This is a genomic window from Mycobacterium sp., from assembly GCF_049683355.1.
In the GTDB taxonomy this organism is placed as follows: domain Bacteria; phylum Actinomycetota; class Actinomycetes; order Mycobacteriales; family Mycobacteriaceae; genus Mycobacterium.
In genome coordinates this window covers 1-23,683 of record NZ_JBAUJB010000306.1, presented here as the reverse complement: position 1 = coordinate 23,683, position 23,683 = coordinate 1, and the positions used below count along the sequence as shown (strand labels likewise).

The 23,683-nt window shown below is 67.3% G+C and carries 26 protein-coding genes, 1 tRNA gene and 4 pseudogenes; 17 read left to right on the top strand and 14 right to left on the bottom strand.

The genetic code is table 11. The features are described from left to right. Positions 1 to 143, top strand: a pseudogene (locus tag WA944_RS17780) (HNH endonuclease); the annotation flags it as partial. 9 nt (positions 144 to 152) lie between these two features. On the opposite strand, the gene WA944_RS17775 reads toward WA944_RS17780, so the two are convergent. Then, positions 153 to 956, bottom strand: coding sequence for an SDR family NAD(P)-dependent oxidoreductase (locus tag WA944_RS17775; RefSeq protein WP_526373110.1), 804 nt, complete (start codon positions 954 to 956; stop codon positions 153 to 155). Here WA944_RS17775 and WA944_RS17770 point away from each other — a divergent pair. The 3 genes from WA944_RS17770 to WA944_RS17760 all read left to right on the top strand — a co-directional run bounded on the left by WA944_RS17770 (position 933) and on the right by WA944_RS17760 (position 3,516). Next, entirely contained in the window at positions 933 to 1,538 is a 606-nt protein-coding gene (locus tag WA944_RS17770) for a histidine phosphatase family protein (RefSeq protein WP_526373109.1), read from the top strand. The two genes, WA944_RS17775 and WA944_RS17770, sit on opposite strands and share 24 nt — an antisense overlap. A 45-nt stretch (positions 1,539 to 1,583) precedes the next feature. Beyond that, a complete protein-coding gene (locus WA944_RS17765) occupies positions 1,584 to 2,603 on the top strand; it encodes a phosphotransferase family protein (RefSeq protein WP_526373107.1) in 1,020 nt (339 codons plus the stop codon). A 91-nt stretch (positions 2,604 to 2,694) separates the two neighbouring features. Next, positions 2,695 to 3,516, top strand: a complete 822-nt coding sequence (locus WA944_RS17760; RefSeq protein WP_526373211.1) for a transglutaminase-like domain-containing protein — start codon at positions 2,695 to 2,697, stop codon at positions 3,514 to 3,516. A 3-nt stretch (positions 3,517 to 3,519) separates the two neighbouring features. On the opposite strand, the gene WA944_RS17755 is transcribed toward WA944_RS17760, so the two are convergent. Then, positions 3,520 to 3,873, bottom strand: coding sequence for a LapA family protein (locus tag WA944_RS17755; RefSeq protein WP_526373209.1), 354 nt, complete (start codon positions 3,871 to 3,873; stop codon positions 3,520 to 3,522). Between the two features lie 126 nt (positions 3,874 to 3,999). Between WA944_RS17755 and WA944_RS17750 the strand changes: the two genes are divergently transcribed. From WA944_RS17750 to WA944_RS17730, 5 genes are read left to right on the top strand one after another with little or no spacing between them, the layout of a single operon-like run. Further along, positions 4,000 to 4,926: an ABC transporter substrate-binding protein gene (locus tag WA944_RS17750; protein ID WP_526373207.1), complete on the top strand. Its 927-nt coding sequence runs from the start codon at positions 4,000 to 4,002 to the stop codon at positions 4,924 to 4,926. A 16-nt stretch (positions 4,927 to 4,942) separates the two neighbouring features. After that, entirely contained in the window at positions 4,943 to 6,040 is a 1,098-nt protein-coding gene (locus WA944_RS17745) for an ABC transporter ATP-binding protein (protein WP_526373205.1), read from the top strand. After that, entirely contained in the window at positions 6,037 to 6,687 is a 651-nt protein-coding gene (locus WA944_RS17740; RefSeq protein WP_526373203.1) for an ABC transporter permease, read from the top strand. The genes WA944_RS17745 and WA944_RS17740 overlap by 4 nt, the downstream gene beginning before the upstream one ends. Beyond that, a complete protein-coding gene (locus WA944_RS17735; RefSeq protein WP_526373201.1) occupies positions 6,684 to 7,490 on the top strand; it encodes an ABC transporter permease in 807 nt (268 codons plus the stop codon). The genes WA944_RS17740 and WA944_RS17735 overlap by 4 nt, the downstream gene beginning before the upstream one ends. Next, positions 7,487 to 8,089 carry a putative glycolipid-binding domain-containing protein gene (locus WA944_RS17730; RefSeq protein WP_526373199.1) on the top strand — a complete coding sequence of 201 codons (603 nt, stop codon included), beginning with the start codon at positions 7,487 to 7,489 and terminating at the stop codon, positions 8,087 to 8,089. Before WA944_RS17735 ends, WA944_RS17730 begins: the two co-directional genes overlap by 4 nt. Here the strand turns inward: WA944_RS17730 and WA944_RS17725 are convergent. After that, complete coding sequence (locus WA944_RS17725) at positions 8,052 to 9,104, bottom strand: prephenate dehydrogenase (protein WP_526608709.1); 1,053 nt, start codon at positions 9,102 to 9,104, stop codon at positions 8,052 to 8,054. The two genes, WA944_RS17730 and WA944_RS17725, sit on opposite strands and share 38 nt — an antisense overlap. Between WA944_RS17725 and WA944_RS17720 the strand changes: the two genes are divergently transcribed. The 3 genes from WA944_RS17720 to WA944_RS17710 all read left to right on the top strand — a co-directional run bounded on the left by WA944_RS17720 (position 9,103) and on the right by WA944_RS17710 (position 10,297). Continuing rightward, positions 9,103 to 9,627, top strand: a complete 525-nt coding sequence (locus WA944_RS17720; protein ID WP_526373196.1) for a tRNA adenosine deaminase-associated protein — start codon at positions 9,103 to 9,105, stop codon at positions 9,625 to 9,627. The two genes, WA944_RS17725 and WA944_RS17720, sit on opposite strands and share 2 nt — an antisense overlap. 14 nt (positions 9,628 to 9,641) lie before the next feature. Continuing rightward, complete coding sequence (locus WA944_RS17715; RefSeq protein ID WP_526373194.1) at positions 9,642 to 10,091, top strand: nucleoside deaminase; 450 nt, start codon at positions 9,642 to 9,644, stop codon at positions 10,089 to 10,091. A gap of 115 nt (positions 10,092 to 10,206) precedes the next feature. Next, positions 10,207 to 10,297: transfer RNA gene (locus tag WA944_RS17710), tRNA-Ser, on the top strand. Positions 10,298 to 10,333: 36 nt separating this feature from the next. Here WA944_RS17710 and WA944_RS17705 read toward each other — a convergent pair. The 4 genes and pseudogenes from WA944_RS17705 to WA944_RS17690 form a co-directional block, all read right to left on the bottom strand. Beyond that, complete coding sequence (locus WA944_RS17705; RefSeq protein ID WP_526647191.1) at positions 10,334 to 11,632, bottom strand: hypothetical protein; 1,299 nt, start codon at positions 11,630 to 11,632, stop codon at positions 10,334 to 10,336. A gap of 285 nt (positions 11,633 to 11,917) precedes the next feature. Continuing rightward, positions 11,918 to 12,511 (bottom strand): annotated as a pseudogene (locus WA944_RS17700) (hypothetical protein); the annotation flags it as partial. Between the two features lie 89 nt (positions 12,512 to 12,600). After that, a complete protein-coding gene (locus tag WA944_RS17695) occupies positions 12,601 to 12,774 on the bottom strand; it encodes a CsbD family protein (RefSeq protein WP_163886748.1) in 174 nt (57 codons plus the stop codon). Positions 12,775 to 12,874: 100 nt separating this feature from the next. Beyond that, the gene (locus WA944_RS17690; protein ID WP_526370863.1) at positions 12,875 to 13,960 is read right to left on the bottom strand and encodes a zinc-dependent dehydrogenase; all 1,086 of its coding nucleotides are present in this window, start codon (positions 13,958 to 13,960) and stop codon (positions 12,875 to 12,877) included. A 196-nt stretch (positions 13,961 to 14,156) separates the two neighbouring features. On the opposite strand from WA944_RS17690, the gene WA944_RS17685 reads away from it, so the two are divergent. After that, a complete protein-coding gene (locus WA944_RS17685) occupies positions 14,157 to 16,187 on the top strand; it encodes a PTS mannitol transporter subunit IICBA (RefSeq protein ID WP_526608164.1) in 2,031 nt (676 codons plus the stop codon). Between the two features lie 21 nt (positions 16,188 to 16,208). Then, the gene (locus WA944_RS17680) at positions 16,209 to 16,967 is read left to right on the top strand and encodes a DeoR/GlpR family DNA-binding transcription regulator (protein WP_526608167.1); all 759 of its coding nucleotides are present in this window, start codon (positions 16,209 to 16,211) and stop codon (positions 16,965 to 16,967) included. On the opposite strand, the gene WA944_RS17675 is transcribed toward WA944_RS17680, so the two are convergent. The 4 genes and pseudogenes from WA944_RS17675 to WA944_RS17660 all read right to left on the bottom strand — a co-directional run bounded on the left by WA944_RS17675 (position 16,954) and on the right by WA944_RS17660 (position 19,419). After that, the gene (locus WA944_RS17675; RefSeq protein ID WP_526370869.1) at positions 16,954 to 17,436 is read right to left on the bottom strand and encodes a DUF309 domain-containing protein; all 483 of its coding nucleotides are present in this window, start codon (positions 17,434 to 17,436) and stop codon (positions 16,954 to 16,956) included. The two genes, WA944_RS17680 and WA944_RS17675, sit on opposite strands and share 14 nt — an antisense overlap. 11 nt (positions 17,437 to 17,447) lie before the next feature. Then, positions 17,448 to 18,110: an SGNH/GDSL hydrolase family protein gene (locus WA944_RS17670; RefSeq protein WP_526370871.1), complete on the bottom strand. Its 663-nt coding sequence runs from the start codon at positions 18,108 to 18,110 to the stop codon at positions 17,448 to 17,450. 6 nt (positions 18,111 to 18,116) lie between these two features. Continuing rightward, the gene (locus WA944_RS17665; protein WP_526370879.1) at positions 18,117 to 18,458 is read right to left on the bottom strand and encodes a hypothetical protein; all 342 of its coding nucleotides are present in this window, start codon (positions 18,456 to 18,458) and stop codon (positions 18,117 to 18,119) included. A 42-nt stretch (positions 18,459 to 18,500) separates the two neighbouring features. After that, positions 18,501 to 19,419: pseudogene (locus WA944_RS17660) on the bottom strand (NAD(P)H-dependent flavin oxidoreductase). Positions 19,420 to 19,491: 72 nt separating this feature from the next. On the opposite strand from WA944_RS17660, the pseudogene WA944_RS17655 reads away from it, so the two are divergent. Further along, a pseudogene (locus WA944_RS17655) lies at positions 19,492 to 20,404 on the top strand (NAD(P)H-dependent amine dehydrogenase family protein). Here WA944_RS17655 and WA944_RS17650 read toward each other — a convergent pair. After that, positions 20,395 to 20,778, bottom strand: coding sequence for a hypothetical protein (locus WA944_RS17650; protein WP_526370873.1), 384 nt, complete (start codon positions 20,776 to 20,778; stop codon positions 20,395 to 20,397). The pseudogene WA944_RS17655 and the gene WA944_RS17650 overlap by 10 nt on opposite strands. A 103-nt stretch (positions 20,779 to 20,881) precedes the next feature. Here WA944_RS17650 and WA944_RS17645 point away from each other — a divergent pair, with 103 nt between their 5' ends. Beyond that, positions 20,882 to 21,238 (top strand): DUF732 domain-containing protein, encoded by a 357-nt coding sequence (locus tag WA944_RS17645; RefSeq protein WP_163886734.1) that lies wholly within the window; start codon positions 20,882 to 20,884, stop codon positions 21,236 to 21,238. Between the two features lie 23 nt (positions 21,239 to 21,261). Here WA944_RS17645 and WA944_RS17640 read toward each other — a convergent pair whose 3' ends face one another. Then, positions 21,262 to 21,723, bottom strand: a complete 462-nt coding sequence (locus WA944_RS17640) for a lipoprotein LpqH (protein WP_526370875.1) — start codon at positions 21,721 to 21,723, stop codon at positions 21,262 to 21,264. Positions 21,724 to 21,872: 149 nt separating this feature from the next. Further along, the gene (locus tag WA944_RS17635; RefSeq protein ID WP_526370877.1) at positions 21,873 to 22,325 is read right to left on the bottom strand and encodes a lipoprotein LpqH; all 453 of its coding nucleotides are present in this window, start codon (positions 22,323 to 22,325) and stop codon (positions 21,873 to 21,875) included. Positions 22,326 to 22,378: 53 nt separating this feature from the next. Between WA944_RS17635 and tgt the strand changes: the two genes are divergently transcribed. Then, positions 22,379 to 23,569, top strand: a complete 1,191-nt coding sequence (gene tgt, locus WA944_RS17630; RefSeq protein ID WP_526647192.1) for a tRNA guanosine(34) transglycosylase Tgt — start codon at positions 22,379 to 22,381, stop codon at positions 23,567 to 23,569. Positions 23,570 to 23,683: the final 114 nt, after the last annotated feature.

Below are 23,683 nucleotides of genomic sequence, written 5' to 3'. Positions count from 1 at the left end.
GCCAGGAACTCAGTTCGGGATCACTGGCACGACCACCGACCACACCACCCCCGGCCGTCGCCCCCTACCGAGGACCGACCGGCGAACGCGCCCAATGGAAGTGGTACACCCCCTACCAACCACCACCGCCGACTACCAATTAGCTTGGCCGGTCACGCCCCGCCGTCTGCCCGCAGGATTGAACCGGTGGTGAAGCTCGACGCGTCTGACATCAGAAACAGTGCGGCGCCGACGATTTCGCGGGGATCCCCCGCACGTTGCAACGCGCTGCGCGCAAAGGGGGTGGCAGTGTCATCGAAGTTCCAGGCCTTGCTGACGTCGGTGAGGAACGGTCCGGGCATCAACGTGTTCACCCGCACCGTCGGACCGAACGCCCTCGCCAGGCCCTCGGTCAGAGTGTTCAGCCCGGCCTTTGATGCGGCGTAGGGCAGGAAGAATGGCTCCGGCCGCAGCGAACCGTGCGTGCTGACATTGATGATCGACCCACCGCCGGCAGCGACCATCCGTTCCCCGACCAGTGCCGACAACCGGAACGGACCCTTCAGGTTGAGGTTCATCACCGCGTCGAACAGCCTCTCGGTGACGTCGGTGAGCTTGTCGTAGAGCGGTGACATGCCGGCGTTGTTGACCAGCACGTCGACCCGTCCGAACCGGTCATAGCAGGCGTCGACCAGCCCGTCGAGCTCGTCCCAGTGCCCGACGTGCACCTGATACGGGAACGCGGTCCGGCCGGTCGCTGCGCTGATCTCCTCGGCGGTGGCCACGCAGGCGTCGTACTTGCGGCTTGCGATGATGACGTCGGCACCGCACCGCGCGGCGGCGAATGCCATCTCGCGGCCGAGTCCGCGGCTGCCGCCGGTGATCAGCGCCACCCGGTCGGTCAGGTCGAACAGCTGATCTGCAAATCCGTCCACGGGCCATATGGTGTCACGGTGCAATTGCTTCTGGTCCGACATGCGCTACCGCTACGCAGCGAACCCGGGCAGGGTTCCGATCCACATCTGTCCGCCGAAGGCGCCGACCAGGCGGGCAGGTTGCCCGCCGCCCTGGCCCGGTTCCCGATCCAGCGGGTGGTCAGCAGCCCCCAGGTGCGCGCCATCGAGACCGCACAGCCGCTGGCCGACACGCTGGGGGTGCGGGTCGAGGTCGACGAGCGCCTCGCCGAGTATGACCGCGACCTCGCCCACTACATCCCGGTGGAGCAGATCGCGAAGGAGAACCCAGCAGAGCTGGAGCGGCTGATCAACGGAAAGCTGCCCAGCGGTGTCGACGAGGCCGAGTTCCTTGGACGCGTCAACGCGGCCGTCGCGGACCTCGTCGCCGGCGCCGACCACGACGACACCGTCGCGGTGTTCAGCCACGGCGGCGTGATCAACGTGCTGCTGCACCAGATCCTGGGCACCGAGCGGCTGCTGTCGTTCCATGTCGACTACGCGTCGGTGACCCGGCTGCTGTCGTCGCGCACCGGCCGCCTCGCGGTCGCCGGGGTCAACGCCACCGAACACGTATGGGACCTACTCCCCAGAAACCAGCGATGAGCGCTCGCGCGAAGAGCAGACAGCCGCAGGTGGTAGACAAGTCCGGTGACTGATCTCGATGGCCTCGATCTGGCCGCACTGGATCGACACCTGCGCGAGACCGGGATCCCGCGCACCGGAGAGTTGCGCGCGGAACTGGTCTCCGGCGGTCGGTCCAACCTGACCTTCCTGGTGTCCGACGAAGCGTCGCGGTGGGTGCTGCGTCGTCCTCCGCTGCACGGCCTCACACCGTCCGCGCACGACATGGCTCGCGAGTACAAGGTGGTTGCGGCACTGGCCGGGACGCCGGTGCCGGTTGCCCGCGCGGTGACGATGCGCAACGACGACTCCGTGCTGGGTGCGCCGTTTCAGATGGTGGAGTACGTGCCCGGCCGAGTGGTGCGTCACACCGAACAACTCGAGGCGCTCGGGGACAAGGCCACCATCGAAGCCTGCGTCGACTCGCTGATCGCCGTGCTCGCCGACCTGCACGCGGTGGATCCGGACGCCGTCGGGCTCGGCGATTTCGGCAGGCCCAGCGGCTATCTCGAGCGCCAGGTGCGGCGCTGGGGGTCGCAGTGGGACCTGGTCAGGCGCGACGACGACCCGTGTGACGACGATGTCCGCAGGCTGCACGCCAAGCTCGGCGAGGCCCTGCCCCCGCAGAGCCGGTCGGCCATCGTGCACGGTGACTACCGCATCGACAACACCATCCTCGATGCCGAGGACCCGACCCAAGTGGTCGCGGTGCTGGACTGGGAGATGTCGACGCTCGGCGACCCGCTCAGCGACGCCGCCCTGATGTGCGTGTACCGGCACCCGACCTTCCACCTCGTGCACGCCGACGCCGCGTGGGCCAGCGAGCTGATCCCACCGGCCGACGTGCTCGCCGAGAAGTACGCCAAAGCGGCCGGCCACGAACTGGACCACTGGGATTTCTACATGGCATTGGCCTACTTCAAGCTCGCCATCATCGGGGCCGGAATCGCCTACCGGGCCCGCGAGAGCGGGGTCACCGACGACACCGACAAGGTGGCGGAGGCGGTCGCGCCGCTGATCGCCGCGGGACTCACCGAGCTTTCCTGACGTTTCGCTCCTAGTCTTCGTGGGTAGAGAGTCGCGTGGCCCGAAGAAGCGCCGTGAGACTATTCCCCCGAATCGGAAGAAGGCGTGCGCCATGAAGCGTGATGTCGCTGCGGAGTTGGACGTGGAAATCACCGCGCCGACCACACTCGAGTTCCAGATCGCGGTGGCTCCGCAACCGGGTGCCGAGGTCACCGAGTCGCTTTCTTTCGTGTTGGACGGCAAGGAGATTCCGGCGACCGGACCGTCGGGGGTCCAGGAGATCTCCGGTGAGCACGGCAACCGGATCCACAAGTTCGACGCCCCGGTGGGCACCCTAGAGGTGCGGTATTCGGCCACCGTCCTCGGGCATGCCGAGCCGGCGCCGCTGCGCGATATCGACCTGTCCACTTATCTGCGGCCAAGCCGCTACGCCGAGGCTGACAAGTTCTTCGGTTTCGCCGCAACCGAGTTCGGTGACTTCGCGGACACCGCCACGCTGCTGGAGAAGGTGTCGTCCTGGGTGGGCACCCGGTTGAGCTACGTGCCCGGGTCCAGCGACCCGATCGACGGTGCTGCCGACACCGTCCTGGCCGGCGCCGGGGTGTGCCGCGACTACGCGCATCTGGTGATCGCGCTGCTGCGCGCGGTGAACGTGCCCGCCCGGCTGGTCTCGGTGTACGCGCCCGGTTGTCAGCCGATGGATTTCCACGCGGTGGCCGAGGCGTTCATCGACGGACGGTGGCGGGTGGTCGACGCCACCTGCCTGGCGCCGCGACAGTCGTTGGTGCGGATCGCGACAGGCCGCGATGCGGCGGACACCGCGTTCCTGGACAACCACAACGGCGCCATCACGCTGAACAACATGACGGTGACGGCGACGGTCGACGGCGAGCTGCCGCGGGACTCGGTCGAACAGCTGGTGTCGATTCGGTGACCGCTACAGTCCGGCCTTGAGGTTCGTCTTCGCCGCGCGGCGCAACTGGTGGATGCGCACCGCGCCCACTGCCACGGTCAGCAGCCCGCCGGCCACCGCCGCGAACAGGATCGCCACGCCCAACGGCAGCGACCAGTGCCAGCCGAGGAAGGCGAACTCCGCCGAGTCGGTGTTCTGTGCGATGAAGATCAGCAGCACGATCAGGACCAGGAAGCCCAGTATGAGCGACACCCACATGGCGGCGGCCCTGGTGAACTTCACCGCCGACTCGGGCGGTGAGGTGTGACCGGTTGCCGGCTGGTCCGGATGGGATCCTGCAGGCGGCGGATCGGCCGACGCGAACGGTTCGCTGGACATACCTCCAGTTTTACCCTTTTGCCCTTCGAATGAAACCTCCACGCCGATGGAGTTATGGTCACGAAAGTTCTGCCGAGGCGAAAGGACGCCCGAGTGAGAAGTTCCCGACCGAAAATGCGGTTCCGGATGTTCGCGGCGTCAGTGGCCCTGGCGGCATTGACGGCCGCCCTCACCGGGTGTGGCAGTTCCAACCCGCTGGGTGGTGGCGAGGTCTCCGGTGATCTGAAATCGATCGTGGTCGGATCGGCCGACTTCCCGGAATCCAAGATCATCGCCGAGATCTACGCGCAGGCACTGGAGGCCAACGGCTTCACGGTGGGCAGGCAATTCGGCATCGGCAGTCGGGAGACCTACATCCCTGCGGTGCAGGACCACTCGATCGACCTGATCCCCGAGTACACCGGGAACCTGTTGCAGTACTTCGACCCCGAGACCACGGTCACCACCCCGGATGACGTGCTGCTGGCGCTGTTCCGAACGCTGCCCGGGGACCTGTCCATCCTCGTTCCGTCACCGGCCGAGGACAAGGACACCGTCGCGGTCAGCGAGCAGACCGCGCAGCGCTGGGACCTCACGACGATCGGCGACCTCGCGGCGCACTCCGCCGAGGTCAAGTTCGGTGGACCGTCGGAGTTCCTCAACCGCGCCGAGGGCATCCCCGGGCTGCGGGAGAAGTACGGACTGGATGTGACGCCGAGCAACTTCATTGCGATCAGCGACGGCGGGGGACCGGCGACCGTGCGGGCACTCACCGACGGAACGGTGACCGCTGCCAACATCTTCAGTACGTCGCCCGCGATCCAGGAGAACAACCTGGTGGTGCTTGAGGATCCGAAGAACAACTTCCTGGCCGCCAACGTGGTGCCGCTGGTCAGCTCGCAGAAGAAGTCCGACGAACTCAAGACCGTCCTCGACGCGGTCTCGGCAGAGCTGACCACCGAGGACCTCATCGCGCTGAACACACAGACATCGGGCAACGCCGGGATCAACCCGGACGAGGCCGCAGAGAACTGGGTACGGGACAAGGGCTTCGACAAACCGCTCCAGCCGTGAGCAGCAGAGGATATCGATGATCGAATTCGCCGGTGTCACAAAGCAGTACCCTGACGGCACGGTAGCCGTCGACGACCTCGACCTGATCGTGCCCGACGGGAACCTCGTGGTCTTCGTCGGCCCGTCGGGTTGCGGCAAGACGACCTCGATGCGGATGATCAACCGGATGATCAAGCCGACCTCGGGCACGTTGACGGTCAACGGCGAGGACGTCAGCAAGGTCGATCCGGTCAAGCTGCGCCTCGGCATCGGATATGTCATCCAGAGCGCCGGGCTGATGCCGCACCTGCGGGTCATCGACAACGTCGCGACGGTGCCCGTGCTCAAAGGTGAGTCGCGACGCTCGGCGCGCAAAGCGGCGCTGGGGGTGCTCGAACGGGTCGGCTTGGACCTGAAGCTCGCCGACCGCTACCCGGCGCAACTGTCGGGCGGTCAGCAGCAGCGGGTCGGGGTGGCGCGCGCGCTGGCCGCCGACCCGCCGATTCTGCTGATGGACGAGCCGTTCAGCGCCGTCGACCCAGTGGTGCGCGAAGAGCTGCAGACCGAGATCCTGCGCCTGCAAAGCGAATTGCACAAAACCATCGTGTTCGTCACCCACGACATCGAAGAAGCGATCAAGATCGGCGACACCGTCGCGGTGTTCGGCCGTGGCGGCGTGCTGCAACAGTACGACGAGCCGCAGCGCCTGCTGTCCAACCCGGCAAACGACTTCGTTGCCGGGTTCATCGGCGCCGACCGCGGCTACCGCGGGCTGCAGTTCCGTCACGCCACCGGCCTTCCGATGCATGAGATCCGGGCGACGGACGAGGCCGGAGTCGACGCACTCGAGCTCGGCGACGGGGAGTGGGTGCTGGTGACCAGACCCGACGGCGCCCCGTACGCATGGATCGACGGCACCGGCGTGGCGCTGCATCGGTCAGGCAAGTCGTTGTACGACAGCACAACCGCGGGCGGATCTCTGTTCCGCCCGGAAGACTCGCTGCGTCAGGCGCTCGACGCCGCGCTGTCCTCGCCCTCCGGACTCGGGGTGGCCGTGGACGCCGCGGGCAAGCCGATCGGTGGCGTGCTCGCCGACGACGTGATCGACGCGCTGAAAAAGCAGCGGGCGCCGTGAACTATCTGCTGAGCAACCTGGACGACGGGTGGGAGCTGACGGTCATCCACCTGCGGCTCTCGCTTGTCCCGATCGTGCTCGGGCTGCTGATTGCCGTGCCACTCGGCGCGCTGGTGCAGCGCACCAAGACGCTGCGCAGGATGACGACCGTCACCGCGAGCATCATCTTCACGATCCCGTCGCTGGCGCTGTTCGTCGTGCTGCCGCTGATCATCCCGACCCGCATCCTCGACGAGGCCAACGTCATCGTCGCGCTGACGCTCTACACGACAGCGCTTCTGGTGCGCGCGGTGCCCGAGGCCCTGGACGCCGTTCCCGAACCGGTCCGCGACGCCGCCACCGCCGTCGGCTACCGTCCCCTGATCCGGATGCTGAAAGTCGAGCTGCCGCTGGCCATTCCCGTGCTGATCGCCAGCCTCCGGGTGGTCGCCGTCACCAACATCTCGATGGTCGCCGTCGGTTCGGTCATCGGAATCGGCGGATTGGGAATCTGGTTCACCGAGGGCTACCAGTCCAACAAGAGCGACCAGATCATCGCGGGCATCATCGCGATCTTCGTGCTGGCGATCATCATCGACACGCTGATCATGTTGGCGGGCAAGGCCATGACGCCTTGGGCCAGAGCGCAGAAGGCGGCCGCGGCGTGAACTTCCTCGAACAGGCGCTCTCGTTCATCTTCACCGCGTCCAACTGGGCCGGCCCGGCGGGGCTGGGCGCACGGATCGGTGAACACCTGGAGTACACGGTCATCGCGACGTTCTTCTCGGTGCTGGTCGCCGTTCCGATCGGCATGCTGATCGGGCACACCGGCCGGGGCACGTTCGTCGTCGTCACCGGCGTCAACGCGCTGCGGGCGCTGCCGACACTGGGCGTGTTGCTGCTCGGGGTCCTGCTGTGGGGCCTGGGCCTGGTGCCGCCGACCGTCGCGCTGATGCTGCTGGGGATCCCGCCACTGCTCGCCGGCACGTACTCCGGCATCGCGAACGTGGACCGGGCGGTGGTGGATGCCGCCAGATCGATGGGGATGACGGAGACGCGGATCCTGCTGCGCGTCGAGACCCCGAACGCGCTGCCGCTGATCCTCGGTGGTCTGCGGACCGCGACGCTGCAGATCGTCGCCACCGCCACCATCGCCGCCTACGCCAGCCTCGGCGGTCTGGGCCGGTACCTGATCGACGGCATCAAGGTGCGGGAGTTCCACATCGCGTTGGTGGGGGCCTTGATGGTGACCGCGCTGGCACTGATCCTCGACGCGGTGCTGGCGTTCGCGGTGTGGGCGTCGATGCCCGGCACCGGACGACTGGGCCGGATGCGGCGCATGCCGCAGCCGTTCCTGGGCGACGAGGTCGCGCTGGAATCACGTCCGCGCGTCGGTTCGCAGGCCAGTTCGCACCCTGGTTCGCCAGCCCGCCACGAACGAGGGGATCCGTCGCATACGGTAGAGGGATGAGTGAAGAAGGTCGCTCTGATGCGAGCTCTGGGACCTATCCGGCCATCCTGACATGGCGGGCACACGACGTGCCCCGGATGGAGTCGGTGCGCGTTCAGCTTTCGGGCAACCGCATCAAGGCCTACGGCAGGATGGTGGCGGCAGCCACACCGTCGCATCCGGCGTTCAGCGCCTCCTACGACCTCGTCACCGACGAGAACGGAGCGACGAAGAGGCTGTCTCTGACGGTCACCCTCGCCGAACGGGAGCGCCAGCTGTCGATCGCGCGCGACGAAGAGAGTATGTGGCTGGTGCAGGACCACTCCGGTCAGACCAGCCGGGCAGCCTTCGACGGCGCGCTCGACGTCGACGTCATCTTCAGCCCGTTCTTCAACGCGCTGCCGATCCGGCGCACCGGCGTGTTCCGCGCAGACGGCGATTCGGTCACCATGCCGATCGTCTACGTGCGGGTGCCCGACCTGTCGGTAGACGTGGCGACGATCAGCTACAGCGCGGGCGCCGAAGGCCTCAAAGTCCACTCCCCGGTCGCCGAGAGGGAGATCACAGTCGACGCCGATGGGTTCATCCTCGACTACCCAGGGTTGGCAACGCGGATCTGACCACGCCACCCGCTCGTCCGGCGGCGGCGAGTTCGTGGCGCCACCCCGGCGCGCCGATCACCGTGCCGATGATCTGCGGCCGGCTGAAGCTGTCATAGCGGATCCGGGCTGCGTGACCGGCTTCGACGAGCCCCGAGACCGGCCGGCCGGCCGCCAGCTTGTCGCGGGCATCACCGAGCAGTCGCAGCGTGTCGTCGAGCACCGGCACCAGCTGCGCGGAGTTGGCCTCACACATCGCCCGCACCAGGTCCGGTGCGGTCGCGGCGACCCTGGTGCCGTCGCGGAACGACCCGGCCGCCAACGCGAACGCCAGCGGCACCTCGCCTGTGGTGGCGGCGAGCGCTTCGGCGAGCAGGTGGGGCAGATGCGAGATCGTCGCGGCGGCGGTGTCGTGCTCGTCGGAGCGGGCGGGGACGACGACGGCACGGCAGTCCAGGGCCAGTGTCATCACCTCGGTCCACACACCCGGATCGACGTGATCGTCGACGCTGATCACCCAGGGTGCGCCGACGAAAAGCCCGGCGTCCCCGGCCGGCCATCCCGAGTGTGCGGTACCTGCCATCGGATGCCCGCCGACGTACCGTTCCAGCAGGCCGGCGTCGGCGACGTCCCGCAGCACCGCGCCCTTGACGCTGGTCACGTCGGTCAGCGGGCACTGCGGTGCGGTGCCGCGGACATGGCGCAGCATCGACGGCAACGCCGGAACCGGGACCGCCAGCACGATCAGGGCGCTGGAGGCGGCGGCCCGTGACAGTGCCTCGTCGAGGTCAGCGGTGGCATCGAAACCGTCGAATCGGGCCGCCTCGACCCCCTGCACCGAACGGTTGTAGCCGAACACCTCACGTCCGGCGGCTTTGGCTGCACGCATGACCGAGCCGCCGATCAGTCCCAGACCGACCACACACACCGGTGTCTTCGTCACCCTCCAAGGTTGGCACACTGGATCGCCGCGCTGATGTCGGCAGGGACGGACTCGCTGGTCAAGGCCATGACTGGGGACTACCGTGACTCCCATGGGAGCGCAGAGTGCACAGCCGCAGAAGAGGTCCGTGGATGTGCCCGACGGCTTCGGTGTCGCCGTCGTCTGGGAGGACGGCAATTGGCGATGTACTGCGATGCGGCGCGCGGCCCTGACCAGTTTGTCCGCCGCCGAGACGCAGCTGTGTGAGATGCGCAGCGCCGGAGCGGTTTTCGGGATCCTCGACATCGATGACGAATTCTTCGTGATCGTGCGGCCGGCGCCGTCGGGGACCCGGCTGCTGCTGTCGGACGCCACCGCGGCGCTGGACTACGACATCGCGGCCGAGGTGCTGGAGAAGCTCGACGCCGACATCCAGGACGAAGATCTGGAAAGCGCCGACCCGTTCGAGGAGGGTGACCTGCGGGTGCTGTCCGACATCGGGCTGTCCGAGGCGGTGCTCGGAGTGATCTGCGACGAGAGCGACGACCTCTACGCCGACGAGCAGATCGGGCGGATCGCCAGGGAGATGGGTTTCGCCGACGAACTGGCCGCGGTGCTCGATCGCCTCGGCCGGTGACCCGCCGATAACCGGTGACCGACGACGACCTGATCCGCGCGGCCCTCGACGCCGCCGCTGCGGTGGGGCCTCGCGACGTGCCGATCGGCGCGGTCGTCTTCGCCGCCGACGGAACCGAGTTGGCCCGGGCGGCCAACGCCCGCGAAAAGCTCGGCGACCCCACCGCACACGCCGAGATTCTCGCGCTGCGAGCGGCAGCGCAGGTGCTCGGCGATGGTTGGCGGCTCGAAGGGGCCACGCTGGCCGTCACCGTGGAGCCGTGCACGATGTGCGCGGGTGCGCTGGTGATGGCACGGGTCGCCCGCGTGGTCTTCGGGGCGTGGGAGCCGAAGACCGGCGCGGTGGGATCGCTGTGGGATGTGGTGCGTGACCGCCGGCTGACGCACCGGCCCCAGGTGCGCGGTGGAGTGCTGGCCGAGGAGTGCGCCGGCCTGCTGGAAGGGTTCTTCACCCGCCAGCGTTGACGCTCACTTTCGCCGAGTGTGAACCCACGGCTGTGCTTTCGGTGGCTTCAGCGACCCTGGGTTCACTTTGGATGCGGTTTGGGATGTGGGGCGGTGCATCGGTAAGCTGCCACGCGGTGGCGTGTCCGAGCGGCCTAAGGAGCACGCCTCGAAAGCGTGTGACGGGTAACCCCCGTCCGAGGGTTCAAATCCCTCCGCCACCGCCACGCAGAAAGCCCCGGCTCTCCGGCCGGGGCTTTCCGCTATCCGGAGCCGGTTCCGGCGGCGACGGTGACCATGGCGCAGGGTGAGCCTGCCGAGGTGGCAGACCCTGCTGCCATACAGATCCGGCTGTCCGTCGTTGCACCGGCGGCGGGCATCGCAGCGGTGATCGGGACGCCGAACAGGTTGACGTCGTTGAGGATCACCACCACGGCAAAACCGTCGTGGTCGCCGGTGGTCGTGGTGTCGGTGTTGTACGCATTGGCCAGTTCAACCGTGCCGCCCAGCCGTGCCCGGCCGCGGGTCACAAGATCTGCGACCAGAGCGTCTCTGGCCATGTTCGACGACACGTACGCGTGCCGGGGCAACAAGCCGGTCCAGACGAGTTCCTCGGTGCTGAACGCACCGCTCCAGACGAAACCGCTGCTGGACTCGATCGGGTCCGGCCCGAAGATTCGGCCGTGATTGTTGGGCAGCAGGAAGAAGTCATCGGAGTAGCCCACCAGAAGTCCTCGTGGCTGTTGCCGGTATCGCTGATCATCGATGTATCCCCGGAAACCGGTGCTGTGTATGAGGCGGGGTGGGAATCCGGCACGGCGCATCGCGGCGTTGAGCCGCCAGGCTGCACCCAGAGTGGTCTTCGAAGTCTGGTCGACGATGATCACGTTGACCGGTTCCAGCACCGTCCGGCCTTCGTACGGCAGGCCTCCGTAGTCGGCGATCTCGCCATTCCACTGCAGCATCCACTTGCCGATATCGCCGTATTCAGTCGTGAATTGGTCCGTAGGCGAGGGAACGGCAGGGTCGACGGCCGTGATCGTCGATGATCGCGTGTTCGAGATTTCGGGGCCAGGGGGTTGCAGCACCTCCAGCACTGTCAACCCCGACGCTGCGGGAGACTCCCTCTTTCGGGCGGACTCGATGCTCGAGGGTGCAGCCTCTGCCCGAGTCGAAGGCGCCAGGGCAGCAGACTGTTCTTCGTCGGCCGCCGGCTCGTCCAGGTCGATTTCGGCCTCGTCGACCGTCGAGCCCTTGGCGCCCTGTAGCGAAGTCGACGGCACGGAACCGGGATCGCTTTCATCCCGAGAGGGTTTGTCGGTGACGACGCTTGTGCTGTTCGGGTCGTTTGGCGGGCTCTCCCCCCTGGGATTGGTCGCTTCCCGTTTGGCCGAGCCGGTCGCGGTCGACTCTCTCGCGGTGTCCTCGCGTGTCGGGGACTGCACCGAAGACGTTTCGGCGCGATCGCCACCGGCATTGCTGGATGGAGTGTCAGCACCGGCAACCGCGGTGCCACCGGCCACCGCGGCGCCGATACCCAGCGCCACCGCCAACAGTCCCACCCGTCCGACGTATGCCGAGCTGCATCTGTCAGGTGGTGTCCCAATTGACAGTGCTTGCTGCGCAGCGATGTACGACAAGCTGTGCCGACCCATGGCCTTGTCCTCATTTCCCCCGTGGCCGGACTGACCGTCGCGGGCTTCCGCTGTGTCCGGCGGAAGAATCCTATACCGGGGTGCCGTGACCTGGCGAACAAGCCAGCCGGTTGCTGGATCTGCCGTGTCGGGTCGAGATGCCGGCTCGGAGCGGATCCGGCACGGGTCGGTATGCGGAGCGCTGTGTCAGTCGCCGTGGTGATGATTCGCATGCGGTGACACCGCAGACGGATGGTGGCCGTGCTGCAGACCCGAGGCCACTCCGACGGTCGACGCCAGCGCCATCACAGCGCCGGCGCCGAGGAGGACGATCGTGTTCGCGAACGCCGGGATCGACTCCCCGTGGCGGCGTCGGTACCACACCCAGCCGGCCCCCATCACGACGTAGATCTCCAGCAGCAGAGCGCAGAGGTCGGCGGCGTGCACCAGTTCGGGCTCCCCGGCACCTGGGCCGAAGGGCGCTCCGGCAGTCCGCGACAGCGCCCACAGTGTGATGGCGCCGACATTGACCGTGACACCGGCTGCCAGCACCGCCGAGCTCGTCCGGACAAGCACCAGCTGCGCCCAGATCAGTTGAAACGTGGCAAGGCAGACGAAGAACAGACCCGACGGTGGCCATTCCTGCCAGTGCGTGTGCGCGGCGGCGAAGTGGATCAGCGCAGCACCGAGCGAGGCGAGCGCCGCCATTCGTGCAGCCAGCCTGCTCTCGGTCTCAGTCGCTCTTCTTGATGGCACCCGACCGATGATGGCAGCGCGGCACCGGCCCGTCGCCGTGTGACATCGCATCGCCACCGGACCGAGATGCACCCGTCACCGACAGCAGTCAGCCCGCCGCCCCGAGCGGGGTGGCGGGCTGACTCGAGTTGGTGGCGCGGTTACTTCTTGAACGCGTCCTTGACCTTCTCGCCGGCGTCCTTGATGCTGGACTTCGCCTGGTCGAACTTGCCTTCGTTCTCGGTGTCCTTGTCTCCGGTCACCTTGCCGAGGCCCTCTTTGGCCTTGCCGCCGAGGTCGTCGATCTTGTTGCTGGTCTTGTCGTCAGCGCTCACTTGTGCGCCTCCTTCGGTCGAAATGGGTGCGGCTCGTAGTCGAGCCATGCAGAGCGGGTACCTCGGCGCCGTCCGACTGAAACTCATCGGGGGTGTGACGTCAGACTTCTGCCGCGAGCTCCGCGGGGACCGGCTCCACGGTCACCTTGATGGCCTCGCCGTTCTTGACGATCCGGAACGCCTCGAGCACGTCGTCCAGCGGGATGTGGCGGGTGATCAGGTCCTTGACCGGGACCTGGCCGGTGGAGATGTACTCCAGCGCGCGCTTGTTGTGTTCGGGCGCAGACCCGTTGGCGCCGTGGATGTGCAGCTGGCGGTAGTGCACGACGTTCGAGTCGCAGCTGATGGTGGGGTTGGTCTTCGGCAGCCCGCCGAAGAACGAGATGCGGCCGTTGCGGGCCGCCATCGAGATGGCCTGTTCCTGGGCGACGTTGGCGGCGGTTGCGGTGATGACGACGTCGGCGCCGCGTCCCCCGGTCAGCTCCGTGACCCGCTCGACGACGTCGACCTCGGCGCCGTTGATGATCTCCTCCGGCGCGACCGCGTCGGCCGACATCTGCAGCCGGGCCGCGTTCACGTCGACGAGGTATACCGGCCCACAGTTGTGGACGCCGCGCGCGATCCGGATGTGCATGCAGCCGATCGGGCCCGCGCCGAACACCACCACGGTGTCCCCCTCTTCGATGCCGAGCAGTTCCTGAGCGTTGATGGCGCAGGCGAACGGCTCGGCGGCCGAGGCCTCGTCGAAGCCGACGTTGTCCGGAATACGGTTCAGGCCATCAACTTTGAGCACCTGCCGCGGCACGATCATGTACTCGGCGAAGCCGCCGTCGTACTGATAGCCCATCGAGGTCTGGTTCTGGCACACCGCCATCCAGCCCTTCCGGCACTCATAACACTCACCGCAGGGGACCGCGGCGATCACCTGGACGCGATCGCCCACCTCCCAGTTGCTGCCGTAGGTCGAGTTCACATCGACGCCGACCTCAACGACCTCGCCGGCGATCTCATGACCGATGGTGCGCGGTGGCGTGAGGTTCTGGTGGCCGTTGTAGAAGATCTTGACGTCGGTGCCGCACGTCGAGCAGTTGCGGACCCGCAGCTTGACCTCGTCGGGAGCGCAGGTCGGTTCGGGCACGTCTTCCAGTCGGACGTCCTCGGGTGCGTAGAACCGCAATGCCTTCATGGGGGTGATCCTCTCGAGTCGACGACGCTGAGACTGGTGCGCAGTTGGTGTGCTTTGAAGCACTCTAGCGCTAATTCGGGCATAAAACCACCGAAACAGCTGACCGTTTATGACCGTTTGCTTGTAATCGTGCCCGTTATGCGGTTCACTGAATGTGATTGGCATCACCGGCCACCGTCAGAATCGAGGACTCCAGATGTCAGCTCCAGTCATCCCGCAGGACGCGACCCCGCGGACCGGGGCCCGGGTGCATGTGCAGAAGTTGGGCACTGCGCTGTCGAACATGGTCATGCCCAACATCGCCGCCTTCATCGCGTGGGGCCTGATCACCGCGCTCTTCATCGAGCAGGGCTGGTTGCAGGGCATATTCGCCGCGCTGCGGGACCCTGACGGCTGGGTGGCCAAGATCGGCGGTTGGGGTGCCTACGACGGCGCCGGAATCGTCGGCCCGATGATCACCTTCCTGCTGCCGATCCTGATCGGTTACACCGGCGGCCGGATGATCCACGGCAACCGCGGAGCGGTGGTGGGTGCGATCGCCACCATCGGCGTGGTCACCGGCGCCGACGTGCCGATGTTCCTCGGCGCGATGATCATGGGCCCGCTCGGCGGCTGGTGCATGAAGAAAATCGACGCACTGTGGGAGGGCAAGATCCGCCCCGGCTTCGAGATGCTGGTGGACAACTTCTCCGCGGGCATCCTCGGGATGATCCTGGCGATCTTCGGCTTCTTCGGAATCGGACCCATCGTGTCGTCGTTCACCCGCGTGGCCGGCAACGCGGTGGACTTCCTGGTCGAGAACAACTTGTTGCCGTTGACGTCGATCCTGATCGAGCCGGCCAAGGTGCTGTTTCTCAACAACGCGATCAACCACGGCGTGCTGACACCGCTGGGCACCACCCAGGCGCTGGAGACGGGTAAGTCGATCCTGTTCCTGCTGGAGGCCAACCCGGGTCCCGGCCTCGGACTCCTGTTGGCGTACACGTTTTTCGGTCGCGGCATCGCCCGGGCATCGGCACCCGGCGCGGCGATCATCCAGTTCTTCGGCGGCATCCACGAGATCTACTTCCCGTACGTGCTGATGAAGCCGAAGCTGATCATCGCGACCATCCTCGGCGGCATGACCGGCGTCTTCATCAACGTGCTGTTCGGCTCGGGGCTGCGGGCACCCGCCGCGCCCGGATCGATCATCGCCGTGTACGCACAGACCGCCAGCGACAGCTACCTGGGCGTGACGTTGTCCGTGTTCGGCGCGGCCGCTGTGTCCTTCGTCGTCGCCGCGCTGCTGTTGAAGACCGACAAGGCGACCGACGACCCGGACCTGGCCGCCGCCACCGCCGACATGGAGGCGATGAAGGGCAAGAAGTCCAGCGTGTCCTCGGCTCTGGCAGGCGGGGGTGGCGTGGCCACCGTGATGCGTCCGATCTCCACGATCGTGTTCGCCTGTGACGCCGGCATGGGCTCGTCGGCGATGGGCGCCTCGGTGTTGCGCAGGAAGATCCAGAAAGCCGGCTTCGGTGACATCAAGGTCACCAACTCCGCGATCTCCAACCTGACCGACAACTACGACCTCGTGGTCTCACACCGGGATCTGAGCGATCGGGCACGGCAGAAGACACCTTCGGCGGCGCACGTGTCCGTCGAGGACTTCATGAGCAGCCCGCGATACGACGAGATCGTCGAACAGTTGGAGCAGACCAACGGTGGCGGTGCAGAACCCGCGGAAAAAGCCGAGGAGGCCCCGGCCGAGGAGACCACGGCCGAGGAGACCACGGCCGAGGAGACCACCGGTGGTGCCGATGTGCTGGCGCTGGAATCGATCGTGCTGAATGGCACGGCGAAGAACGCCGCCGACGCGATCACCGAGGCCGGCCAACTGCTGATGGTCGCCGGAGCGGTCGAGTCGGCCTACGTCGACGCCATGCACGAGCGCGAACGGTCGATCTCCACCTACATGGGCAACGGCCTGGCGATTCCGCACGGCACCAACGAGGCCAAGGACACCATCCGACGCACCGGGTTGTCGTTCGTCCGGTACGCCGAGCCGATCGACTGGAACGGCAAGCCGGCCGAGTTCGTCGTCGGAATCGCCGGTGCCGGCAAGGATCACATGGCGCTGCTCACCCAGATCGCGGGAGTGTTCCTGAAGGCCGAGGACGTGGCCCGGTTGCGCGAGGCCAAGTCGGTGGAGGAGATCAAGGCGATCCTCACCAGTGGTGACAAGTAGTCGCCGACTACCGTGACGTCGGTGGATTCGGACACCCGCCAGACTCGGATCGTCGAGTTCGCCCGCACCCGGGGCCGGGTGGAGGTGGCCTCGCTCGCGACGGAGTTGGACGTCGCGAGCGAGACCATCCGCCGGGATCTGAAGGTGCTGGCCGGCCGCCGGCTGCTCAAGCGGGTGCACGGTGGCGCGGTCCCGCTGGAGACCGCGGCGTTCGAGTCGGGGGTCGAGTACCGCAGCCAGGTCGACCTCGCGCAGAAGCACCGGATGGCGGCGCAGGCGGCGGGACTGTTGCACGGCGCTGAGACGGTGTATCTGGACGAGGGCTTCACGCCCCGGTTGATCGCCGAGCGACTGTCCGAGCAGGAACTGACGATCGTGACGTCGTCGTTGCTGGCCGCCGAGGCGCTCGCACACAGCCGTTCGGTCACCGTGCTGCTGCTGGGCGGCCGGTTGCGGGGCAGGACGCTGGCGACGGTGGATCACTGGGCGCTGGACATGCTGGGCAGCCTGGTGATCGACGTGGCTTTCCTCGGCACCAACGGCATTTCGCTCGAACACGGGCTGACGACGCCGGACCCCGCGGTCGCGGCCGTGAAGAGCACGGCGGTCCGGGTCGCGCGGCGGCCGATCCTGGTGGCGGCCCACTCGAAGTTCGGGGAGAGCAGTTTCTGCCGCTTCGCGAAGGTGGCCGACTTCGAGTCGATCGTGACCGGTTGTGAACTTCCCGCCGCCGAAGCGCGCCGCTACGAGGCGCTGGGGCCCGTCGTCATCCGGTCGTGACGGTCAGCGCCGGTCGCAGGCGGGGTGCGGAGATGTCGGTGCCGGCCGCGAGATCGTCCACCAGCGCAGCGGCCCATTCGAGCAGGCCGTCGACATCCACGCCGTGGGGGCGTGGCTGATCCACCGCACCCAGGCTCAGGGATGCGCGGCGCAGCAGGGTGATCGCACCGTCGACGTTGCCGCGCTGAATGTGGGTGATACCGACCGCGAGTTGGGCCAGGCCCTGCCACAACGGTCTCTCGTCGGCGGGCCCGCCCTTCCAGGCCGCCTCGAGCACTTCGTGGGCGTTGAACGCCAGCCCCTGGTTCAGCAGATCCTGCGCGTAGGTGAGGGATCGGGCCGGCGGCAGGTCCAGATCGTCGGGGATCCGGGGCACGCCTGAGCTGCCGGGTGGCAGGGGCCGGCCCAGCGCGTCGCGGGGTCGGGTGTTGCGGGGTCGGCCGGATTCGTCGCGGTCGCGTTCGGCCATGTGGCAGACCGCTACCGCTCCACAAGGCGGGCGACCTGCTCGCCGATCGCCTCGCCGAGATCGCGGTTGTTCTGCTCGGTGAAGTGCAGACCGTCCACCCCGTCGGTCGAGATCACCGAACCGGCATCCAGGAACGGCACTTTGACGAACGACGCCATCGCGCCGTACACCTCGGCGAGGCGCGCCGACTTCTCCTGCGAGCCATCGAAGATCAGCTGGAACCACGGATGCGGCATCGGCGGCAGCGGGGGTGGCGCGACCACCAGCACCTGCGGGGCGGGGTAGGCGGTGCCCACGCCGCCAGCGCTGGTGAGCACCTGGGTGACCAGAACGGACATCCCCAACGCGATGTCGAGCGGGGTGCGGTCGAAGTACGCCTTGGTGTCGTTGGTGCCGAGCATCAGGACCACCACATCCAGGGGCAGGTGGCTGGCCAGAGCCGACGGCAGGTATTTCGACCCGTTCAGCCGCGGGTCGGTCGGGTCATCGATGTTGGTGGTGCGGGCGGACAAGCCCTCCTCGACGACCAGGCAGTCCGCGCCCAGCCGCTCGGCGAGCACCCCCGTCCAGCGCTGCGCGAACGGATATCTCTCGGTGGGCATCCCGTCGGCGACCGGAATCCAGCCCCAGGTCAGCGAATCACCGAAGCAGAGAACCCTTTTGGCGCTCACCATCGCCGCCTAGTCCTCGATGATGTGATCGGCTTCTTCGTCCCCGGGGACGCGCTGCCTCTCGTCCTCGTCCACCACGGAGTAGAGCGAGTCACCGTCCTCGGGCGTGCCGTCTATCTGCCCGGATGTCCGGCTGGTGGGCCGCTCGTCCTCGAGCCCGCCGCGGGGCAACACGTCGGGGACCTCGGCTACCAGCCTCTCGTCGAGCGTCTCGTCCTCCTCGGCCTCGATCCACTCGTCGGGCGGATCGACGACGGTGTCGCCGTCGTTGTTGCGGACCTCGTCGGAGTCCAGCGACTCGCTGGGGCCGAGGGTGCCGTCGGGGCCTGCGTCGTCCCTGTCACCATCCATGTCAACGTCCATGCCCACGAGTGTGCCCCATCGGGCGATCACTCAATCGAGCCGCGACCGCGCTCCGTTCAGGACGCCTTCGATGTCACACCAGGTGCGCCGGACGATATCGGCCACCGGGTGGAGTTCGGTGATCCGTGACGACACCTGGCCGGTGTTGGCCACGCTGGCTTCCAGGTCGCCCGCGAAATACAGCTCGGTGATCCGTCCGAGCAGCTGCGCATCGGAGGCGTGTTCGCTCAGTCGGGCGGCCAGCCCGGTCCGCAGCACCCGCATCGTCGGGTTGCCGGGGATGTCGAGCAGCACGGTTCCCGAGTCGTCGGCCGCGACGATCGCGTCCTTGAAGTTCGCGTGCACCAGCGCCTCGTCGCTGGCGAGCATGCGGGTGCCCATCTGCACGCCCTCGGCACCGAGCACCACCGCGGCGGCGGCCGACCGGGCGTCACACACCCCGCCCGCACAGATGAGCGGGAGCCCGACACGTTCCGCGACCAGCGGCAGCAGCACCATCGTCGAAGCACCCAGCGCCGACTTGAACCCGCCGCCCTCGACACCCTCGACGACCAGTGCGTCCACACCCGCGTCGGCGGCCTTCATCGCGCCCTATCAACGGCCCCACGACATGCACGACGGTCATGCCCGCGTCATGCAGCCGGGAGGTGAACAGCGCCGGATCCCCGGCGGAGGTGAACACGTGCCGGACCCCGGCCGAGGCCAGCACGTCGACGATCGACGGGCCCCGCTTCCAACCCTGGATCATCAGGTTGGCGCCCACGGCCCGGTCGGTGAGGTCGCGCACCCGCAGCAGGTCGGCCCGGCCCTCGGGGGTCAGCGTCTCGATCATGCCTGGCCCGCCGCCCGCGGACACCGCCGCCGCGAGTTCAGCGCGGGCGATGTAGGTCATCGGGGCCTGCACGACGGGGAACTCGACACCGAGAAGCTCCTGAATTCGATTGGTCACCCCGCCCATCCTGCTACGGTCCGGGGCGTGTACCGGGTGATCCAGTGGGGGCCAGGCGCCGTCGGAACCGAGATGATGACCGCCGTCCTCGACCACCGAGACGATCTGCAGCTCGTCGGCGCAAAGGTGTACTCCGAGGACAAGAACGGCGTCGACATCGCAACGCTCGCCGGTCGTGACCCGATCGGCGTTCCGGCGACCACCGATGCCGAGGCCGTTCTGGCTCTCGAGGCGGACTGTGTGCTCTACACGCCGCGCACCGCGAACGTCGACGATGTGTGCGCATTGCTGGCAAGCGGCAAGAACGTGGCCACCACGGCGTTCATGTTCCATCCGCAGCGGATGTCGGCGGCCGATCGCGACCGGGTGCTCGCGGCGTGCGAGGCGGGCGCGAGCTCCGTGCACGGCAGCGGCATCAACCCCGGCAACCTCTCCGGGGTGCTACCGCTCGCGCTGTCCGGCATGAGCCGCACCGTCGAGAAGATCACCCTGCAGGAGCGGGCCGACTGGTCGGTGTACGAGAGCACCGGGATCACGTTCGACAACATGGCTTTCGGCCAGCCCGTCGAAGCGATCAGCCCGACCGCGACCGAGTTCCTGGCATTCAACAGCCCCATCTTCGCCGAGCAGGTCTGGTTCATCGGCGACTCACTCGGTGCGCGCCTCGACGAGGTCACTGCGACCGTCGAAGCCGTTGCCGCACAGGAGGATCACCAGATCTTCGATCATCTGCTGCGCGCCGGGACCACGGCCGGCCAGCGGTGGAACTGGACCGGGCGACGTGATGGGGTGCCGCTGGTGGAGATCGAAACCCTGTGGACGGTGGGCGGCGAGCATCGAAGAGCATGTCCGGTCGGCGAACGTGGCCACCGCGATGCAGGTGCTGAACGCGGTCCCGGCGGTCTGTGAGGCGCCCCCCGGTTTCGCGACGACGGCGACGCTACCTCTGATTCGCAGTCATGCCGGCTTTGCGGCTCAGCCGTAGAACATCACCCAGTAGTCGGCGTTCCACGCCCCGCCGTCGCACTTGAGCGGCACCCCGTCGGGACTCTGTGCGGCCCCCGACGGTTCCGCGCACGGCGACCTCAAGGTGCGCACCCCGACCAGCGGCGCGAAGGACACCCACTGGCTCTTCGAGTTGCAGGCCAGCGTGTTGCCGGAGGCGTCCATGCCGAAGTTGTAGCGGGTGGTCTGATTGCACTGCGCACCCAACTGCGCGCCGTGGTCCACGTACGGCACGCAGTCGGCGCCGTCACAGGTGGTCGGCGTCGCCGAGGCGGTACCCGCCCCGATGCCGAGCCCGCCCAGGGGCGCGGCGAGCAGACCACCGACGATTGCAGCCGTCGCCATCAACTTCATGGCGCATAGCGTAGGTCGCAGGGGCACGGTCGTGAGCGTTGTTTGCCCGCATTGCCCGAGGAACGGCCACCTGCGGTCGTGCTGAGGCGTAAGGTCTTGTTCCATGAAATCGCTGGTAGGCGCGTTGTCAGTGGGTTTGATGTCCGGGGTGGTCGCAGCGGGCGCTCTCGTCGCACCCCCGCCCGCCGGCGCGGACACCGTCGCCTACCTGGTGAATGTCCACGTCAGGCCCGGGTACAACTTCCCCAACGCCGAGGCCGCGATCGGCTACGGCCAGACCATCTGTGACCGGGTCTCGGCCAAGATGGGATACGCCGAGCTGGTCGACCAGGTGAAGGCCGACTTCCACACCAGCGATTACTACCAGGCTGGCTACCTGATCAATCAGGCCGTCAACGAACTGTGTCCCGCGCAGATCTGGCAGCTGCGGCAGTCGGCCGCCGGCTACACGCCTTTCTGACGCAAGCCGGCGGCCTGTGGCCGCTACGGGCAGGACACCTCGATTTCGAACGGCTTGTTCACCGGCTGCATCGGGTTGGCCATGTCGACACCCGTGGCGGTTCCGGCGATCTTGTAGGTGCTGCCATCCTTCTCGGCCGTGGCTTCGCCCTGTCCGGTGCCGGCTTGGTAGCCGAGCGTGACACCGTTGACGTTGCCCAGACCCACGGACTGCACGGTGGGATCGTCACCGGTGGTCACCACGGCGCCGATACCTGTTGTCGCGTCGCCGATCGCGATGTTGGTGTTGCCGCCCATGTCCGAGCAGACGACCGTGCCGGCGACCTCCTGGTCCTGGCCGTCGATGGTGACCGTGCTGGTGCCCTCCGCCGCGGCGGCCGACGATGTTTCGCCCGACGTTCCGGACTTCTCGTCCGAGGAACAGCCCGACAGACCTGCGATGACGATCGCCGCGCCGCCGACGGCGACTACGAATCCACGCTTCACCAGGGTTCTCCTTTTGTCGTGTGGTCCGTCAACAACGGCGGACCATCTCACGCAGTATGGTGGGCGGCCCTGGCACGGACATGGCTATTCGAGAAATCCATCGGCCCAGGCCGGAGCGGTCAGCAGCTCGGTTTGACCGCCTGCTAGCGCTAGCAAGCGACCTTGATCTTGAACGTCCCTGACGTGCGGAAGCTCGGATTGGCGGTCTCGAAACCCTCGGCCGTTCCGTCGATGGTGTAGGTGCGCCCGTCCATCGTCACCGTCGCGTCGCCACCCAGTCCGGCGTTGAAGCTGCCGGTGAACCCGCCGAGGTCGCGGACGCTGACGTTCTTGACGACGAGTTCCTCCTCGCTGGCCAGCAATGCCGAGACGCCGGAGGATTGGTCGCCGTCGCCGGTGGTGATCGTGGTCAGGGGGCCGGCCTCGCTGCACTGCACCGACTCGGTGGTGCCGATGTCCTCGCCGTTGACGGTCACCTGGGCCGTTCCCGCGATGAGTTCACCCGGCGGCGGGTCGTACACGGGAGGCTGAGACGACGAGCACCCGGCGGCGGTCAGGGCAACCGCCGCGATCCCGGCCGTCACGGCCCATCGTGTGATCACAGTGCAGAATCTACGACGTGGCCGACCTGAATGTCAGTGTTCCGTTTTTTCGTGTGGAAGCGGAACTCCCGGGACGCCTGGGCCGCGCCGGGGTGATCCACACCCCGCACGGGGAGATCCGCACCCCGGCGTTCATCGCCGTGGGCACCCAGGCCACCGTGAAGGCGGTGCTCCCCGAAACCATGAGAGAACTTGGCGCGCAAGCGGTTCTGGCAAATGCCTATCACCTCTACCTGCAACCCGGCCCGGAGATCGTCGACGAGGCCGGCGGTCTGGGCGCGTTCATGAACTGGTCCGGGCCGACTTACACCGACAGCGGCGGGTTCCAGGTGATGTCGCTGGGCGTCGGGTTCAAGAAGGTGCTCTCGATGGATGTCACCCGGGTGCAGACCGACGACATCATCGCCGAGGGAAAGGAACGCCTCGCCCACGTCGACGACGACGGGGTGACGTTCCGGTCGCACCTGAACGGGTCCGTCCATCGGTTCACCCCAGAGGTGTCCATCGGGATCCAGCACCAGCTCGGTGCCGACATCATCTTCGCGTTCGACGAACTGACCACGCTGGTGAACACCCGGGGTTACCAGGAACGCTCGGTGCAGCGCACCCACGATTGGGCGGTGCGGTGTGTGGCCGAGCACCGCAGGCTGTCCGAGCTGCGCAGCGACAAGCCGCCGCAGGCGCTGTTCGGGGTGGTGCAGGGGGCGCAGTACGAGGACCTGCGCAGGCAGGCGGCGCGCGGGCTCGCCGGGCTGGACTTCGCCGGTTACGGCATCGGGGGAGCGCTGGAGAAGCAGAACCTGGCCACCATCGTCGGCTGGGTCAGCAGCGAACTGCCCGACGACAAACCCCGGCATCTGCTCGGGATCAGCGAGCCCGACGACCTGTTCGCCGCCGTCGAGGCCGGCGCCGACACGTTCGACTGCGTATCTCCGTCCCGGGTGGCGCGCAACGCCGCGGTGTACTCGGCGACGGGCCGGTACAACATCACCGGTTCGCGCTACCGCCGGGACTTCACCCCGATCGACGCCGACTGCGACTGCTACACCTGCGCCAACTACACCCGTGCCTACCTGCACCATCTGTTCAAGTCCAAGGAGATCCTCTCCTCGACACTGTGCACGATCCACAACGAGCGGTTCATCATCCGCCTCGTCGACGACATCCGGGACTCGATCGCGACGGACCGCTTCGACGAGCTCCGCGAGCACGTGCTGGGCCGCTACTACTCGTCGCAATCCTGACCAGCACCGTCTTGGACATGTGCACAATAAGAACATGACCGCCGCCGCAGAACCGCAGTCGCTGCTGCTGCAGCTGCTCGACCCGGCCCATCGCGCCGACCCGTACCCGCACTA